The sequence below is a fragment of the Nodosilinea sp. AN01ver1 genome (assembly GCF_050565655.1).
Classification (GTDB): Bacteria; Cyanobacteriota; Cyanobacteriia; order Phormidesmidales; family Phormidesmidaceae; genus Nodosilinea.
Genome location: NZ_JBNXVS010000015.1, coordinates 20,815 through 38,133, shown reverse-complemented (window position 1 = coordinate 38,133; position 17,319 = coordinate 20,815). Strand labels below are relative to the sequence as shown.

13 protein-coding genes and 1 tRNA gene are annotated in these 17,319 nt (G+C 54.5%); 7 read left to right on the top strand and 7 right to left on the bottom strand.

The annotated features are described in order from the left end of the window. Positions 1-16: 16 nt before the first annotated feature. From ACQ4N7_RS13575 to ACQ4N7_RS13560, 4 genes are all read left to right on the top strand, one after another. Entirely contained in the window at positions 17-2,125 is a 2,109-nt protein-coding gene (locus tag ACQ4N7_RS13575; RefSeq protein WP_430712041.1) for an HsdM family class I SAM-dependent methyltransferase, read from the top strand. Next, entirely contained in the window at positions 2,122-3,708 is a 1,587-nt protein-coding gene (locus ACQ4N7_RS13570; protein ID WP_430712040.1) for an AAA family ATPase, read from the top strand. The genes ACQ4N7_RS13575 and ACQ4N7_RS13570 overlap by 4 nt, the downstream gene beginning before the upstream one ends. Position 3,709: 1 nt before the next feature. Beyond that, positions 3,710-5,056 (top strand): hypothetical protein, encoded by a 1,347-nt coding sequence (locus tag ACQ4N7_RS13565; RefSeq protein WP_430712039.1) that lies wholly within the window; start codon positions 3,710-3,712, stop codon positions 5,054-5,056. 78 nt (positions 5,057-5,134) lie between these two features. Continuing rightward, positions 5,135-5,386: a ribbon-helix-helix domain-containing protein gene (locus tag ACQ4N7_RS13560; protein ID WP_430712038.1), complete on the top strand. Its 252-nt coding sequence runs from the start codon at positions 5,135-5,137 to the stop codon at positions 5,384-5,386. Positions 5,387-5,577: 191 nt separating this feature from the next. Here ACQ4N7_RS13560 and ACQ4N7_RS13555 read toward each other — a convergent pair whose 3' ends face one another. The 3 genes from ACQ4N7_RS13555 to ACQ4N7_RS13545 all read right to left on the bottom strand — a co-directional run bounded on the left by ACQ4N7_RS13555 (position 5,578) and on the right by ACQ4N7_RS13545 (position 8,787). Next, the gene (locus ACQ4N7_RS13555; protein ID WP_430712037.1) at positions 5,578-7,983 is read right to left on the bottom strand and encodes a DUF3987 domain-containing protein; all 2,406 of its coding nucleotides are present in this window, start codon (positions 7,981-7,983) and stop codon (positions 5,578-5,580) included. 329 nt (positions 7,984-8,312) lie between these two features. Beyond that, positions 8,313-8,582 carry a helix-turn-helix transcriptional regulator gene (locus ACQ4N7_RS13550; RefSeq protein WP_430712036.1) on the bottom strand — a complete coding sequence of 90 codons (270 nt, stop codon included), beginning with the start codon at positions 8,580-8,582 and terminating at the stop codon, positions 8,313-8,315. Continuing rightward, the gene (locus tag ACQ4N7_RS13545) at positions 8,464-8,787 is read right to left on the bottom strand and encodes a helix-turn-helix domain-containing protein (RefSeq protein ID WP_430712035.1); all 324 of its coding nucleotides are present in this window, start codon (positions 8,785-8,787) and stop codon (positions 8,464-8,466) included. The genes ACQ4N7_RS13550 and ACQ4N7_RS13545 overlap by 119 nt, the downstream gene beginning before the upstream one ends. Before the next feature lie 96 nt (positions 8,788-8,883). On the opposite strand from ACQ4N7_RS13545, the gene ACQ4N7_RS13540 reads away from it, so the two are divergent. Then, positions 8,884-9,519: an XRE family transcriptional regulator gene (locus ACQ4N7_RS13540; protein ID WP_430712034.1), complete on the top strand. Its 636-nt coding sequence runs from the start codon at positions 8,884-8,886 to the stop codon at positions 9,517-9,519. Positions 9,520-9,529: 10 nt separating this feature from the next. Here the strand turns inward: ACQ4N7_RS13540 and ACQ4N7_RS13535 are convergent, their stop codons facing one another. Both ACQ4N7_RS13535 and ACQ4N7_RS13530 read right to left on the bottom strand, forming a co-directional pair. Beyond that, the gene (locus ACQ4N7_RS13535; RefSeq protein WP_430712033.1) at positions 9,530-10,675 is read right to left on the bottom strand and encodes a tyrosine-type recombinase/integrase; all 1,146 of its coding nucleotides are present in this window, start codon (positions 10,673-10,675) and stop codon (positions 9,530-9,532) included. A gap of 151 nt (positions 10,676-10,826) precedes the next feature. Continuing rightward, a tRNA-Pro gene (locus ACQ4N7_RS13530) sits at positions 10,827-10,900 on the bottom strand. A gap of 363 nt (positions 10,901-11,263) precedes the next feature. Here ACQ4N7_RS13530 and ACQ4N7_RS13525 point away from each other — a divergent pair. Then, positions 11,264-12,727 carry a phosphoglucomutase/phosphomannomutase family protein gene (locus tag ACQ4N7_RS13525; RefSeq protein WP_430712032.1) on the top strand — a complete coding sequence of 488 codons (1,464 nt, stop codon included), beginning with the start codon at positions 11,264-11,266 and terminating at the stop codon, positions 12,725-12,727. 143 nt (positions 12,728-12,870) lie between these two features. After that, positions 12,871-13,875: a protochlorophyllide reductase gene (locus ACQ4N7_RS13520; RefSeq protein WP_430712031.1), complete on the top strand. Its 1,005-nt coding sequence runs from the start codon at positions 12,871-12,873 to the stop codon at positions 13,873-13,875. A 224-nt stretch (positions 13,876-14,099) separates the two neighbouring features. Here ACQ4N7_RS13520 and ACQ4N7_RS13515 read toward each other — a convergent pair whose 3' ends face one another. Continuing rightward, positions 14,100-14,735, bottom strand: a complete 636-nt coding sequence (locus ACQ4N7_RS13515) for an HPF/RaiA family ribosome-associated protein (protein ID WP_430712030.1) — start codon at positions 14,733-14,735, stop codon at positions 14,100-14,102. Positions 14,736-15,198: 463 nt separating this feature from the next. Beyond that, complete coding sequence (gene shc / locus ACQ4N7_RS13510) at positions 15,199-17,154, bottom strand: squalene--hopene cyclase (protein ID WP_430712029.1); 1,956 nt, start codon at positions 17,152-17,154, stop codon at positions 15,199-15,201. Positions 17,155-17,319: the final 165 nt, after the last annotated feature.

The window sequence follows — 17,319 nt, the reverse complement described above, 5'->3', positions numbered from 1 at the left end:
TCACAGGGGTTAGCAGGTGTCAGCGAACGAGGCGCTTAACAGAGTATGGTCTACTTTCCGTAGCGACGGTATCGCCGACGACCTGACCATCATTGAATACATCGCCCGCCTCCTACTAAATGCAAGTGGGCTGGAAATTCCTGGTGCAGAGCGTTTACTCCCCCGTCAACTACCTCAACGGCCTAACTTGGCAAGCGTTCCAGATCAATTACAACATGCGGTTAGCCAAGTTCCTGGCGGAGACAACGTTAACAAACCGGCGATTCTCTTCGACCAGCATGTGCTCTTTCGTCTAACTGATATGTTAGCGGGTGGTCGCTACCCCACCCCGCGCCACATCACCCGCTTTATGCATAACCTCGTCCAAGTCAGCCCCACCAACTCTTTAGCTGACTTTGCCTGTGGCAGCGGTGGGTTACTCATCGGTCGTTTTCATCCGAACCTACAGGTCAAAACTATAGGCTACGAAATCTCACCCGAGTGGGCCAAAATTGCCCGAGCGAACATGTTGCTCCATGGAATTCCAGTGGAAGCCGACACTATCCAAGACGGCAATGCCCTCAACTTGGCCAGAGGCACCGTCGTTGAGCCCAGATTGTTCGACATTGAGGTCAATGCCGACGCCGAAGGGTTTGACTGCATTCTTATGAACCCTCCCTTTGGCGAGAGAATCGATGCATTCTTATCCGAACGAGCCCTAGGACAAAGAGTCGGTAGAAGCGAGACAGCCTTAATCAAGCTGGCCTTACTTAACTTAGCCCCGGAGGGCAGGGCGGGGGTGCTGTCTGCTGCTGGGTTGCTGGTCAGTAACAGCTTAGCTGATAAAGACTTACGGGCAGTACTAGTTGAACACAATACCCTAAACGCTGTCATCGCCTTTCCTAAAGACGCCTTTCAACCTTACAGCCCCCTACAAACCAACCTGCTGCTGTTTAAGAAAACCCAGCCACCCCCTAATCATCACGTCTGGTTTTTTGAGCTAGAGCAAGACGGTTACCCCTCTGGTCGTAGCCGCGATCTCACCAAATACCCATCTGCCCAAGCCAACGATCTCCCCTTTGTCGAACAGGTTTGGGAAATGCTCGATGAACCCCCCAATGCCCATTTTCCTGAAGGAGAAACCCCTTCCATAAGCGTGCATTGGCTACTTAGAGAAGCCGGTTGCCCTGGTGTAGTCTGTACAGGGCTTACTCACGATATTAAGTCTGTCAAGTTCATTAGCCGCCCAGAGGTAGAACCAGTCGATCAAGCCACCGACGCTGAAGTAGTTGAGCCAACACCTCAGCTACGTGTAGAACTGGTGGCACCGCCCGCCGAGCCAAAAGTTACGGTGACTATCCCCATTCCCCCCGAAGTCTGGGCCTTGCCTGGTGCCGTATCAGCATCCACCGAAGCCAGCGACAACGAAGAGACAGAACCTGATGATGAATCAGGCAATGTAGAAGACCCAGTAGAGCAGAGCGGGGAGACTGCTGCTATTCAGTTGCTGAGCCGACCAGCCAGGGGAGTTGCGATCGCCTTCTTTCGACAAGGGGAAGGAACCCTAGGGGAAAGCCCTCGCTTGATAGGGGCCTGTGTATCCACCAGCGACATCGAGCAACAAGCCTACGATCTGCGTCCAGAACGTTACGTTGTTAAACCAACAGAAAGCCAGATTTTAGCCTCTCCTTCTACATTGCTAGGTCAGATCTATGCCAACCAACTCAAGCTCGCCAAGCGCATCGACAACCTATTTGGGCACCTAGAGCTACCCCCCATCGCTACCCAACAATTGCCCTCCCCCCTTCTAGAGGATGAGGAACTGCCACTGGTCACACAGTTTAATGAAGAGCAAAAGGCAATTTGGACTAAGGTATGTGAAAGAACTGGGCCAGCACATTCAGATGAGGCTGATAATTACGAGACAGCAACCCTGTTCACTCCGCAGGATATTAGTAGAGACAATGCTGAAGACATGGCCGAGGCCAAACGCACGTTGGATCTAATGGAGCGCATGGGCCTTATTGTTCCTGTAACCATCACAGAAACCCAGTCGGACGAGTCAAGCTTCTTCTACCGTCGCGTCACCCAGCGAGATCTATGGCAGTCCGACTCAGGCACATCAAATTCAGAGGAGGAGACATGAAGCTCAAGAATCTGTTTTTGCAGCGCTACCGCGTGCTCCGCGAGCTAGACATCAAGTTCAGCCCTAACGATGTGCATCTACCCGGCTCAGAGCAATCCTACAGCCTAGACTTCTTGGTCGGCGTCAACGGAACCGGGAAATCTACTGTCCTACAAGCCGTGTTCGACATCTTCCGAAAAATTGAGCGCAATGCCCCCATTGAATATGGCTTTTACCTCGACTACGAACTTGGCACAGGAGATGAGTCTCGCTCGATTATTTTGACCAACCTAGAAGAGTCAGCACCCGACGAAGAGACCGGCATTACTCAGGTCGTTCTTGGGTCAGAGCTGGTTGCCCTAGAGAATAGTGAGCCCACCACTGTAGGGCTTACCCTGCTTCCAGATATGGTGGTTGCGTTCACCACCGGCAGCGAACATATTTGGAAACAGCTAGAGGCTGATCAAGCTGTTGAAAGCGCCGATCCATCCTCGATTCAAGACTTAACTGCCCTCGACTTAGCTATTCGAGAACTTCCCGGCTGGGCATTCTCCCCGGACGATTCTGACTCGCCAAAGCCTGATGAAGATACCCGTTTTCTACTGATTGAGTCGGGTCAATTGCCGCTGGTTACCCTATGTGGGTTGCTAGCAGATATGGCCGCATCGACCCAAGACCCGCCAGACTATCCCCGACTGAGTGAAGTGCTGCACGGCAACAAAAGCCTATGTGTTCAATCCGTATCAGGGTTTTCCCTCAAGTTTCGTATGGCCCAGGGCATATCAAGTCCGGGCGATCGAGAGGTGGTTGAGCGGTTGGGTGCGATCGCGACTCGAAAGCTGCGCATGGGCACAGATTATTTACTGGTCTTCGATCTAACCAGCAATGCCGCAGCAACCGCCCACAGGATCCTGACAGAATTCTCCGATGGTCTACAACTCTTCAAAGCATTGGCCAAATTGGGTCGCCCTGGAGAATATGGCCAATCCATTTTACGAGAAGTCAATATCTTTCTACAGCGCTCAATCTCCAGCCACCCTGAGGTAAAAGCAGACGACGACGTTACATCAGGAGACGATCCCCCACTTCACTTGCTAGACTGGCTGAGCGACGGTGAACGGAGCTTCTTGGGCCGGATGTGTCTATTATCGCTTTTGGGTGAGACAGAAGCCCTGGTTCTCTTAGACGAGCCAGAAGTCCACTTTAATGATTTCTGGAAGCGGAAGATTGTTTCCTTGCTAGATAGAACCCTGGAAGGCCAAAACAGCCACGTTCTCATTACCACTCATTCCAGCATCACCCTATCTGATGTCTTGGAAGAAGACATCGTAGTGTTGAACCGCACCTCTAGCTATACCAGTAGTGCCCTCCAACCCTCTCTCAAAACCTTCGCCGCTGACCCCAGCGAAATCATGATCCATGTGTTCCAAGCCCCCCATGCCGCTGGTGCTAGAAGTGTTCAGTACATTCAGGACAAACTGTCCGAGTCATCAAATGGCGATCGTGCTCATCAACGGGAAACTTTAGAATCCCTCTTACCCATTGTGGGTGAGGGCTACTGGAAATACCGAATTCGTCGAGCGCTGTTGGAAATCGAATCGTAGAATGCTTCACGAGGTCCGTTTACCCCAAGTCACCCTTGAAAGACTGACAGATGTTGTTGTTTTACAGACATGGTTGCTGTTCTACGCTGCTTCAAAGACCAGTTTAAATTCATCAGATAAGAGCGATTGTGCTAGAAAACTCGATAAATGCCCAAGATTTGTTGGGCGTGGCGCTCAAATTGCAGATTGGATATGGAATGCAGAGGCAAGATTAAAGCCTCTAAGGGAGTTTTCACAAAGCACAGAAGTTTCACCTTTTGCCAAGAAGAACTGTATCCAAAGACTTTCACGAGATATATTTGGGCTTCTGAACGGTACAAGATTTAATATTTCTCCTTTTGATGGTACTGATGACTGGCAAGTTGCGATAGCAGATTTCTTCAAATACTTTTATACTGGCGTCTTGCGAGAAACTCCCAAAATCTCTAAAATACCATTCAAAATTTCTCAGGTAACTGCTGGCTTCCCAGATTATATCTTTTCAGATCCTCTCGCTACAAGGTTTGGGGCACAAGAATTTCTTCGCGCCTTTCAAAAGGAAAACAAAACAAATTTAACAATTTGCCCAGCTTGCGATGAAGCACCCTATAGCATTAGCGCAGGCTCAGTTTACGTGGTTTTAGATGACAGAAAAATAGAAGCTGATATTGATCACTATTTGCCAAAGCACTTGTATCCACACTTAGCTTGCCACCCTTACAATTTAGTCCCAACTTGTCTGCCTTGTAATCAGCGTAAGAAAAAGACCGAAGATCCACTTCGTACAAATCAGGCAGGAACTTCTAGAAGTCGAAGCCTGGCTGATATACATAAACCATATAGAGATGGAGGATTAGGGCAAAATACTTACCTTGAAATAGATTTAAGTAATTCATTTAAAGAACCCATCATTCTTTCTTTGCAAGAAAGAAACGGCCATATCCTGCAAGAAGCCATATCTGTTTTAGGAGATGTCTATGGAATTCCGGAGGGTTGGCAAGATACTTGTGATACTCAAGCAGAACTTCTTTTCAATGATTTGTATTATTTGCTTGACACGCATGACTCCCCATTTAACAGCCCTGAAATCATCGATTGGTTAGATGAGTATCTTTACAAGCTCCTGACAAAGTGGGGGCGTGAAGGATATGCAATACTTAGAACATGGCTTTTGGTTAGTTATATTTTGGAGACAATAGCCGTATTTGATCAATCCGGCAATAAGATCGGTACTACCCCCTTGTTGCAAGAATTGGAAGTATTGTGCGGCATTCAAGATACTGATTCTTCATCAAGGTTGCTTTCAAAGTCGTCTATTCGCCAACGCATTCAGGATGCAAGAAGTTGGCGAGAGCAGCAAATAAGCTAGTGTTACACGGCATAAGTCAATTGACCGTTCCTTAACCCTAGGATTTAAGTCAAGAACACTTGCTTCCCCAGAACCTTCATGCAAATCGTCCTCCCCCCTGAACTAGAGCAACTCATCCGACGCCAGTTGACCGCTGGCAAATACCAATCTGCTTTAGATGTCATCACAGCAGGCATACACCTGCTAGACCAGCAAGACGACATCTATCAAGGGCGATTCCCCGAACTCCAGCAAGATGCCCAGATTGGTTGGGAAGCAGCCCAGCGCGGCGACCTCGTCGAAGGTCCTTCCGCCATGGCCCAGATTCGAGAAAATCTGCGTTCTCGCTAATCCTTCTCCCAGTCGCGATGGTTAACTTGGTTCTACTTGCTTCTGTCGGTAGACACGGTAGACGCCCGGTAGACACTCTGTCTACCGGGCAAAAGCCCTTATCTGTAAGCTCTTCAGCCATTTCGGTAGACGGTAGACACTTTCCTAGCAATTCCCCATTGGCAAACCCTGTCTACTTGTCTACCGTTTCGCTATAATCCTTGCCCATCAATGCTTTCAGCGGTAGACGGGGTGTCTACCGTTTCCTCAAATCTGTCTACCGCGTCTACCGTTGCTCGCCACCGCAGCCGATTCCCCATCCCCTGGGTTTCCCCATACCCCATCGCCTCCAGCTCCAAAAAATGAGCGCGAATCACCTCCACCCCCGCCTTGCGTAAACTACGCTCATAATTCCGCACATCCTTCGCCCGCAGCCAGCCCCGCACCCGAGAGAGCTGAATCAGCTTCGTATAGACCGGCTCCAGCGCCCCATCCATCGTATTCCCGTCCGCATAGAGCAGCTTCACCTGGCCAATGAACCAGCGCCCCAACTTAATTGACGCCTGCATCTGGCTCGCTTCCACCGCATGGATCGGTAAACGCCCCTCCACTGCCGCATTCAGGCAGTGCAGAATCAGCGCCAGCCGTCCCGTGTAGCCCTGCATCTTGGAATAGACTGCCTGCAATCCTGGGTGGGTCTCCATCACCCGCAGCTGATCCAACTGGTCATACCAATCGGCAAATAAGGCCTTGGCCTCAGGGCTCAGTCGGTAGCACTGGGCCGTCAATCCCTCCAATTGCTGGTAGAGGCCATAGAGCCGATCCGACACGTCATAGCGCACCGTTCGCCGGGGAAAGGGCGCAGGCTTCAGCGGCAGTAGACACCACAGAAACCTGGCCCACTGGCCACTGGCATCCGAGCAATCCCCCAACATCTCCCGCAGAATATCGGGCTGAATCGTCCCCGTCAGGCTCAGGCTGGTGCGCGGCAGGCTAATCCGTAAACCGCTAGCCCGATCCACCTTCAGCCCCGAGCCATCAAAGGCCGTCAGCAGTGACTCCTTATCGTTGCCCCGGCCATTGCGGTACTGGTTCTGCCCCTTAAAGAGGCCCGCCAGCTCATCCGGCGTCACCAAAATACCCCGCTCCGGCTGTTGGGCTTGAATGCGGGCGATCGCCTCCCGTGTCGCATCCGAGGTGTGATACTCCCGTGGCATTGGCTTCCTGGGGCGAATGCCCCTATCCTCCGCTCGGGTCTGCTCCCAATCCCGCAGGTCAACCTCATATTCCGATGCAGCATACTCATACTCTTGATCGGCCTCCGCCTGGAGCAGCGAGAGCGGCCCCAGAATCTGCCGCTGAATCGGGCTTTTCTTGCTGCCCGAGGGGGCCACCAGCCCGGTGAACACAATCGGCGGCACCGAGAACCCCATCCCAGCATCAATCTCTAGCTCCGTACCCACCCGCAGCAAAGACGCCGCCACCGGCAGCAGCGTCACCAGCATCGCCGCTGGCGTCGCGCCAATCCAGTCAGCAATCTGCTCCAGGGGTTCTGCCAAGTCGGAGTGAAGATACTCCCTCAGACACAGCTGGTAGTCGCCAATTTTAAGCAGCTGGTGAATCTCGGCCCGGCGATCGTCCCGCTCCTCGGTTTGCTCCAGCTCCGCCTGCACGAGGGTGACCAGGTTGCTGATATCCTTGGCCGATAGACCTGTCTCCTGGTGCCATTGCACCACCTGTGCCGCCAGGGCCAGTTCGGTGGGGCTGGTGCCCAGGTAGGTGCGGATCTGGTCTTGTAAGGCCTGCACCGACAGTCGCTCGGGGCCTTGATTAGAGTTGACTTCCAGCTGCCGTCGGTCTTGCACCGCCGCTTTGATCTGATCCGCTGTGGCCCCGTCGTGAATCCAATCCGCTACATCCAGCCCGCCATGCTTCGGCAGGTTCTGCCAGCGCAGGCTGTCAGGGTAGGGGTAGCACCACTGAGCCGAGGGAAAGTCCTGAGCGACTTCTTCCATGTGAACAATGCCGACCTGGTCGCGATCCGGACACAGCACCAAGCTCGCATCCTGCAAATCCTGACGGTAATCACCATAGCTGCGGTACTTCTTCGAGCCACCCAGGGTCGTGGTCGCAGGAATGCCAATGTTCCATAGGGCATCGGCGCAGCCTTCTCCCTCCACCATCCAGATAGGTTGATCGATGGATATGGCATTCTGGACATCCCGGTAGCGGTAGATCGGCACCTGGGCTCTAATCTCAGGGGTCAGCCCTTTGACCCACTGCTGCCCGTTCCAGTGATACTGCACAAAAAACTTTGCACCGTTGCCCCGATCCACCCGCGTCACCTTCACCAGCGGCTGCCCGGCGCGGCTGGGATAGAAATAGTCCTGCCGCTGCTGGGGGCGAACCGGCTTCTCGGGTGAGGCGGTGGCTGCAAAGTATTGCCCCCACATACCATCGGCTGTTGCGCCCCGATAGACATAGCCGTCTACCGCTCCATCCTGCTCTATGTGGGTGTGGCAGAACACCACCTCCTCATTCCAGCGGCAGTCTTGGTCTTTGGTGCGTCCACAAATTGGACAGGGGCGCGATCGCCCCGAGTAAATGTACTGTGCCATGGTTAGCTCCTGAAGTTAGGAGCCAGGCCATCACAATCAACCGGCTTTTTTAACCGTAAGCTGTGCCCAGGGTGGACATTTTCGATGTCTTTGCTATAGTTGAAGACACCACTTCTAGCAGCAGATTAATGCCCTGGGCGGTTCGGCGAAAACCACATCAGGATGTTGATTGGCCTGGCTTAGAAAATAAACAAAGAAAATCTGACACCCTTGCTGCGTTGTAGTTAGGGTGTTTTTTTATAGGCTTCAAGAATGAGATTCTAAGCCTAACTCTTCATCACATACTTGATGGACTATCAAGATACTAAGGTGGCTTGATGCCCCTGAGGTTATCGACGATTAGACCGCTGAGAAACTTTTCGATGGTTACTCAACAAACTGGCCTGATAGACTTCGATAGCTCGCTGATGGGCCACTGGGTCATGGCGGTTTTGGAGCCAATCTTTGATGAGCTCCAAGTTGTAGCGAGTACAGCGGCTATTAATGCGAACCCAGTGAATGCCCTCGATTAACAGGCCCTGCAATCTGTATTTTTTTAAGGTAGTGCTGCTGAGATTGAGGTACTGTAACGCTTCCTGCTTGCTGACAAACTGATTCATGGGTTGCCCCTCCTTTATAACGTTGAGGCCAGATCTCCCGAGGAGATAAGCCAAGTTTGGCCGCGATCACTTTTTCAACCCTGCGGGACCGTTGCCTCGTCAGGGCATGGGAGATGGCAGAAGGCCCCACACCGAGCTCTTTGGCAATGCCGGTTAACGTCCAGCCTTGCTTACGAAGGGCTGCCTTAATATCCTCTACGTGCATAAGATCAACGAAGCTCCATCAATATATCGATGAAGCTAACAATTAATAACGCGCATGTCAAGCGCTATAATTTGCAGTAGTGATCGTGGACTTGCGATGAATAACACGCCTTCTGATGAGGGGCAGGCGGTATTAGCCGACTCAAACAATTTCCCCCAGCGATTAAAGCAGGCTGTTGGAGAGAATAGCATTCGAGGCTTTGCACGAAGCTGTGGTTTCTCTGACACAGTTTTGCGACAATACCTCAACGGCCAAAGCGAACCTACCCGACCTGCACTGCTCGCCATAGCACGCACGGCAAACGTCAGCGTAGAATGGCTGGCTGGTGGTCAGACTGAGAGTAACAGCTTGGGAGAAGGAAACGCCAAAGAGTATGTCTATAAGGATCCACTAGCTTTCCAGACGGACTGGCTCAAGTCTGAGTTCCCAAAGTCTTATGACCACTTACTCCTGACCCAAGTTCAGGACGAAAGCATGGAGCCTACCCTGGTTCTCGGAGACCTAGTCCTAGTAGATACCAGTGTTAGGGAGTTAGCGGCTATCGACCATGGCCTTTTCCTGTTTAAGCTAAATGAGCGAATTTTGATTAAGCGCTTGCAATACATCCCCGAAAATAACTTCCGGGTGCTAAGTGATAACCCTGCCTACGAAGCTTTTTCCCTAGACCTGTCTAGCAAGTCGAATGGCCTAAGCATCATGGGCAGAGTAGTTTGGGCCGGACACAAGCTATAAAGCTAGCGCTTTAAAATTCCACCATCACAGCAGATTTCTGAATGACGGAGGCATAATGTTTGAACAAAATTTGGGGATCGTGACCTGTTTGCTCTGCTACCGCTAGAGGATTTGCGCCATTCGCCAGAGCATGGCTGATGGCAGTATGGCGGGTAGAGTAAGGCTTCCGGTAGGTAATTTCGAGCCGGGTCAAGATTTTTGTCCAGGCTCGGCGACGGAAGGTATGGTCGTTGAGGAGCTTTCCCTTCGGCGATGGAAAAACTGATGCTTCAGGATCTACGTTGGTAGGTTTTCTAGCAGATAGCATCTCTGCCACCGTGGGGGTAAGGGTTATCGTCCGATCCTTCCCAGTTTTGGTAGTCTTACGGACGCCTCTAGAAACAGATTCGCCAATCCATACCGTTGAGTAGTCATCGGCAATATGCTTCCATTTCAGGGCTACAGCTTCCCCAAAACGACAGCCTGTACCGAATAGGAACGTCACGAAGTCGGCGTAGTGCTGGTAGTAGCGATCCATTCTAAACGCCGCTAAGATAGCTTGAACCTCAGCCAATGTAAATGGCTTAACCTTCTGCTTAGGGGCTGGTTTCACCCTCTCTAGAACGGATGCCCAGGGGTTTTGTCCGAGTGTCTGCTCAGCCCAGTTCCAACAAGACTTAACCAGGGTTAGGTAGTCTTTAGCCGTTCGTTCGACCACTCGCTTTCGCAAGTACTCAGCAAAAGCAGCGGCACTGCTCTCATCCACAGCGTCTGCTGGCTTAGTTGAGAAAAATGCGTCTAAATGTCGCTGCGTAGCTCCATATCGGCAAAGACTACCCACTTGCAAGTCTTTGGCTTTGGTCTGAACCGCTGTGAATTTCTCAAATAGCCCAGTCACGGTGGTTGCCTCGCGCTTTTTAGCGACAGCTTTGGGTGGCTTGTACTTCTTGAGGGTCTCATCAAAGTTGCCGGAGGCAATATCCAATTCGATCTGAGTCGCCTTCTGCTGGGCCACGATGCGGTTAACTCTGGAATCAGGCAAGCCAACGGCTATGTAATGGCGTGTGCCTCCATAGGTAAAGCGTAATCTCAGCCTGCCTTTATCGCTTTCTACCTTGACAAGGCTTCTATCTAGCTCGCGGCTCAGCGTCGGGCGTGCCGCTACGGGGGGTTGCATAGTAGTCATCTTCCTACCAATTTCCTACCACTCAGACGTCCAAAAGCGTCCAAAAGTAGCCAACCTCACCCCCCTTATTGACAATATGTTAGGGTCATCAAAAGGTTGATGCGTCGGCTACAAGGCGCTTCCGCAGTAGGTTTTAGAGGAATCGGGATGGCGGGATTCGAACCCACGGCCCCTTCGTCCCGAACGAAGTGCGCTACCAAGCTGCGCTACATCCCGTTTTCACTTGACTAGGGTAGCACAGTAGCCACCCACCGTTGGCAATTAGTTGGATCGACGGCGACGAATCATAGCGTCTAAAGCCTTCGCCACGACCCAACTCAGTCCAAGTATTCGCTGCGCCACAGGCTTAACCCGGCTTCAGTTTCCCTAAAACAGCCCCGCCACGGCCTAACGCATCTAGCATTTGCGGCCAGGCCGCGATCGCATCAGGAGAATTCGCCAATCTTTCAACACTTTTCGGCAAAACCAGCCGATTGAGTAAATTGTGCGTGGTGCCGCCGCCCTGGCCGTGTCACCGCCGAAGTAAGCGGGTAAACTCTAGAAAAATCTGCTCTCCTACTCTGATATTTGGAATCTGCTATGGCAGCACCCTCTGGCCCTATTCCAGCGACCCCAAAGCCGATCAAGTTTGGCACCGATGGCTGGCGCGGCATTATTGCCGCCGACTTCACCTTTGAGCGCGTGGCTCAGGTGGCGGCGATATCGGCCCATGTTTTGCACCGCTGCTTTGGGTCCGAAACGGGCAGCCGCACCGTGGCGGTGGGCTTCGATCGCCGCTTTTTGGGGGCCGAGTTTGCCCGTACCGCTGCCGAGGCGATCGCAGCGCAGGGGTTTGAGGTGCTGCTCTCCCAAGACTATGCCCCTACCCCGGCCTTCAGCTACGCCGCCAGGCACCAGGGGCTGCTGGGGGCGATCGTGATTACCGCCAGCCACAATCCCCCGGCCTACTCAGGGCTCAAGATCAAAGGGGCCTTTGGCGGCTCGGTTTCTCCTGAGGTGACCAAGCAGGTCGAGGCGCTGCTGCCCAACCCGCCCGCTCCGTTGGGCAAAGCCGGGCAAATCGAAACCTTTGACCCCTGGCCCGCCTACTGCGACGCCCTCCAGGCCGAGGTCGATGTGGCCGCGATTCAAAAGGCGATTTCGAGCGGCAGGCTAACGGTGTTTGCCGATGTTATGCACGGCTCTGCCAGCGGTGGTCTGCCCCGCCTGCTGGGCGAAGCCAGCGTTCACGAGCTGCACAGCGACGCCGACCCGCTGTTTGGCGGCAACCCACCCGAGCCCCTGCCCAAGTACCTGGGCGAAATGCTGGAGACCGTCAAAGAATATCCGGCCCAGGCGGGCGTCAAGGTGGGTCTGGTGTTTGATGGCGACAGCGATCGCATTGCCGCCGTCGATGGCCAGGGCAACTTCCTCAGCTCCCAGATTTTGATCCCCATTTTGATCGACCACCTGAAGTCGCGGCGGGGCTACAGCGGCGAAATTGTGAAGACCATCAGCGGTTCTAACCTGATTCCGGCGGTGGCCAAGCTCAACGGCCTGGAACTGTACGAAACCGCCGTAGGCTACAAGTACATCGCCGATCGCATGCAGGAGGCCAAAGTGCTGCTGGGTGGCGAAGAGTCGGGCGGCATTGGCTACGGCCACCACATCCCCGAGCGCGACGCGCTGATGTCGGCCCTCTACGTGCTAGAAGCCGTGGTCGCCTCGGGCCTGGACCTCAGCGACTACTACCGCAGCCTGCAGGAGAAGGTGGGCTACTTCTCCGAGTACGATCGCATCGATCTGCCCCTGGCCAGCATGGATGTGCAGGCCAAACTGCTCGATGCTCTCGCCACTGCACCGCCCGAGGAGGTAGCTGGTAAAGCCGTCACCAACATTCTCGATGTCGACGGCTATAAGCTTACCCTGGCCGACGACAGCTGGCTGCTGATTCGCTTTAGCGGCACCGAGCCCGTGCTGCGCCTCTACAGCGAGGCCAAAACTCTGGACGAGGTGCACAAGCACCTGCACTGGGCCAAAGACTGGGCGAGTTCGTTCACCTAGAGGCTTACAGGTGAAGCTGAAATTTCAGCTTCACCTATAAGCCCATGTAACAACACCTCAAAAAACGTTAAGACATTGCCTTAGTGCCTGTGCAATCCTTAACACTGGAAAATTACAAGCGATTTTTCAGTCTTTGGATAGTCATGGAACAGCAGAAAACAGTCATTGTTACCGGCGCGTCATCTGGGGTGGGGCTAAATGCTGCCAAAGCTTTGGCCGATCGCGGTTGGCACGTTGTTATGGCCTGCCGCAACGTCGATAAAACCAAGCAGGTGGCCCAGGACATTGGCATGCCGAACGGCAGCTACAGCATTATTCACCTCGATCTGGGGTCTCTGGCCAGCGTGCGCCAGTTTGTCAGCGACTTTCGGGCTACGGGGCGCAGTCTAGAATCGCTGGTGTGCAACGCCGCCGTCTACTACCCCCTGCTCAAAGAGCCGATGTACAGCGAAGACGGCTACGAGATCAGCGTGGCCACCAACCACCTGGGCCACTTCTTGCTGTGCAACCTCTTGCTGGATGACCTCAAGGCATCGTCTGCCGCCGACAAGCGCCTGATCATTCTCGGCACCGTCACCGCCAACCCCAAAGAACTGGGTGGCAAAATCCCCATTCCTGCGCCCCCCGACCTGGGCAACCTGGAGGGCTTTGAGGCCGGGTTCAAAGCCCCCGTCTCGATGATCAACGGCAAAAAGTTTAAGTCGGGCAAAGCCTACAAAGACAGCAAGCTCTGCAACGTGCTGACCATGCGCGAGCTGCACCGCCGCTACCACGATGAGACGGGCATTACCTTTAGCTCGCTGTATCCCGGCTGCGTGGCCGATACGCCGCTGTTCCGCAACCACTTCAAGGCGTTTCAGACTATCTTCCCCTGGTTCCAAAAGAACGTTACGGGCGGCTACGTGACCCAGAAGCTGGCGGGCGAGCGGGTCGCCGATGTGGTCACCGACCCCGAACTGAAGGAGTCAGGCATGTACTGGAGCTGGGGCAACCGCCAAAAGCCCGGTCGCCGCTCTTTTGCCCAGGAGGTTTCAAACGAAGCTCAGGACGACGCCAAGGCTCGCAAACTGTGGGATCTGAGCGCCCGACTGGTGGGGCTAGATAACGAAACGGCGCAGAACGTGCCTGCTACCGCTGGTTCCGTTTAGTACCAATCGTCCATGCCGCTAGCGTGGCACCCTCAACAACAAAAACAGCTATAGCCGTTCCCTGAGCGAAGTCGAAGGGAACGGCTATGTCTAGAGCAAATCCTGCCCGTATACCCCCTGGTTTGTAGGGGCATTGCGCTGTGCAATGTCCCTACGAGATCTCTGTTTTGAATCAGGGTCTCTCAAGACAGATTTAATCTAAAACAGCCCAAGCATTCACAAGGTTACGTCTGTTGGTAGCCCCATCCCTGGGGTTGCTCAATGGGGGCTGAGTCAGAGCGATCGTCAGGGGGGCGAACGCCAGACTTGTCCAGCAATCTCACCGTACTGGCCTGGGGGCCATCAATGCCTTCCGAAAGAAAGTACTGAACGCCAGCCCCTACGGTGAGACGATCGAAGGCATCATGCAAAACGCTGTTGCTGTGAAAGTAGATCTCTTGCCCGTCCAGGCTTTTTAGAAAGCCATAGCCCTGGGAGGGAAACAGCTTGCTAACAATACCGCCGACAACCTGTTCGGGATGGCTCTTGGTGTGGTTTTGCTGCTTTTCAGTCAGTTCTTTGAGCTGACGACGGGCCGCATCAAACACATCGCGAATGACGGTTTCTAGAGAGTCGTACTGCACGCCCTCACCGGGGTTTTTAGCCACGGCAATTTCGTGGCCAGGGGGGACGGTTAAATCGAGTCGTACGCGGTAGGGCGACCCGTGGCTGGGATGAGTGTGGGCGCGCTCGACGGCGATATGACACCCCATGATGTGATCGCACACATCTTCTAGCTTATCCACTTTGGAGCGAATGAGCGCTTCTAAAGCAGGGGTTTTATCGACATCGCGGTACGTGATATCTAATGGAATTTGCATAACAAACGGTTGATAGCAGAATGTGACAGTGGCCCTCATTTTGCTGCGAATTAAGCGTTAATTCGTGCGTCAAAGGGGCTAGAAATACCCGTTGATGGGCGCAGCAGATCTCAAATCTGTAAGCTGACTGCGACAGGAAGGGCTGATCAAAAAGCGTCAGCAGATCAGGTGGGCGATCGCAGCGATCGCCCAGATTGAGCAACTATTACAGTTGATTTAAACTAGCGGTTTTCGCTCGGTTACACCCTCGCCCAGTGGGTGGATATAGCCGTTCACAACAGTGGTGCTAATGGCCCATAAATCACAGCTACGGCTCATTGCACCGAATAAGTTGGCCCGCTTGCAGGTGAATAAGTTGTGACCAGTTTGGCACAGGGGGCATAGCTTTGTGTCGCACTCAGGGGGATACCCTTATGTTGCACAACATATGCTACGCCCCCATACAATCAACGGCTGCAATACATCAAGCCTGCGCTCGGTAGCGGCCCAGGGCCATTAGCGGAAAATGGTGGCGATACAGGTGGTAGCGAATGTAGAAGTGGCGCGGAAAGCCGGTGCCGGTAAACTCCTGCTCGTTCCAGGTGCCCTCGGCGGTCTGCGTCTCAAGCAGATAGCGAATGCCCTTTTCGATGGCCAGCTCGGCGGCTCCAGAACTACCCGCGTCGAGCAGCCCCAGCAGCGCCCAGGCGGTTTGAGACGGCGTGCTCGGCCCCTGTCCCTTGAGGGCGGGGTCATCGTAGCTGCGGCAGGTTTCGCCCCAGCCGCCATCGGGGTTTTGGCAGCTAATCAGCCAGCTGACGCCGCGAGCGATTGCCCCGCCCGCCCGCTTCCCGTAGGGATCGCTGTGCGAATCGGGTGCCATCAGCGCTAGCGCCGACAGCACCCCGCTGGTGCCGTAGATGTAGTTCACACCCCAGCGGCCAAACCAGCTGCCGTCGGCCTCCTGCTCGTTGAGCAAAAAGGCCAAGCCCCGCTCCAGCCGTTGGGCGGTGAGGTCGCGGTCGTAGCGGGCCGCCAGGCCGGGTTCGCGGCTGAGGCGACCGTGCATCTCTAGCACTCGGGCGGTGATATCGGCGGTGCTGGGGTCGATCATCGCCTTGAGATCGCCGTAGGGGACGGCGTTGATCCAGTCTTGATCGTTGTTGATGTCGAAGGCGGCCCAGCCCCCGGTTTTGCACTGCATGGTGGCGACCCAGCGCACGGCTCGGGCGATCGCCTCACGCTTCAACAACTCATCCGGCAGTTTGATATCTTGCAGCGCCATGGCCACCACCGCCGTGTCGTCCACATCGGGGTAGAAGCGGTTGTCAAATTCAAACGCCCAGCCCCCCGGTTGGCCCTGGGGATTTTTGACAATCCAGTCGCCGTAGTCCAAGATTTGCTTTTCGAGCAGCCATTCGCCCGCCCGCACCAGGCTAGGGTGGGCGGGGTCCAGGCCCGAATCGGTCAGCGATCGCATGCCCAGCGCCGTATCCCACACGGGGGAAACGCAGGCCTGCACCCAGTAAGTGTCGTCGGTTTCTACCGCAAAGTTGTCGATCGCTCGTAGACCACGTTGCACCACCGGGTCGTTGACGTTGTAGCCGAGGCAGCGCAGGGCCAGCATCGAGTTCAGCATGGCGGGGATAATGCCGCCCCAGTCGCCCGTCGCCTCCTGACGTTCTAGAATCCACTGCTCGGCTTTGCGCAGACCCTCGTCGCGGAACGGGGTGAAGTTGATCGATTCAGCAAATTTAAACGCGCCGTCGAGCCAGACAAAGATATCGCTCCAGTCGCCCGCTTTCGGCAGTTCCCAGCGCACGTTAGCGATGCCCTCGGCGTAGAGTTCATCTACGTTGATAGCAGGTTGGATTTGATAGACCGGCTTTTGGTCAAAGACCACCAGCAGCGGCACGGTGCTGCCCCGCGCCCAGCTCGAAAGTTCGTAGATGGTAAACGGCGACGGCGACTCCAGCAGCATGATCCAGGTGGGCAGCGAGGGCAGGCCGCGCCAGTCGTAGCAGCCGATCAGGGCCAGGTGCAGCTTGGTGAAAATGCGGGTTTTGCTGATGCCGCCGTGCTTGAGAATAAAGTCTTTCGCCTTCAGCAGGGCCGGGTCGCTGGCGGGCACGCCAAGAACTCTCAGCGCCATATAGGCTTCGACGGAGGTGCTGAGGTCGCCGCCGTCGCCGTAGAACAGTTCCCAGCCGCCGTGGGATTGCTGGTGCGATCGCAGATAGTGCTCGGCTTTGGCCAGGGGCCGCGCGCCGTCGGTGCCCCAGATCTTGTGCAGCAGAATGATTTCGGCGGTAATGGTGACGTTTGACTCTAGCTCGGCCCACCAGTAGCCGTCGGGGTGCTGGAGAGCCAGCAGGTAGTTTTGGGCGGCGGCGATGGCCCGATCAAGCCCGGTCAACTGCTGCGGTTCTTGAGTCTGCATAGCCATCCCTCACATTCTGAACGCTGCGGTCACTGAGGCAGCATAATGCAAATGCTCCCGCCAGGGAAAGATAGCCCAGACGAATTTTGCGTAGGGGCACAGCATTCTAGGTCCTGACTAGGGCGTGTTTTAAAACCTCTCCAACACCATCTGTTGCGGTCAAGG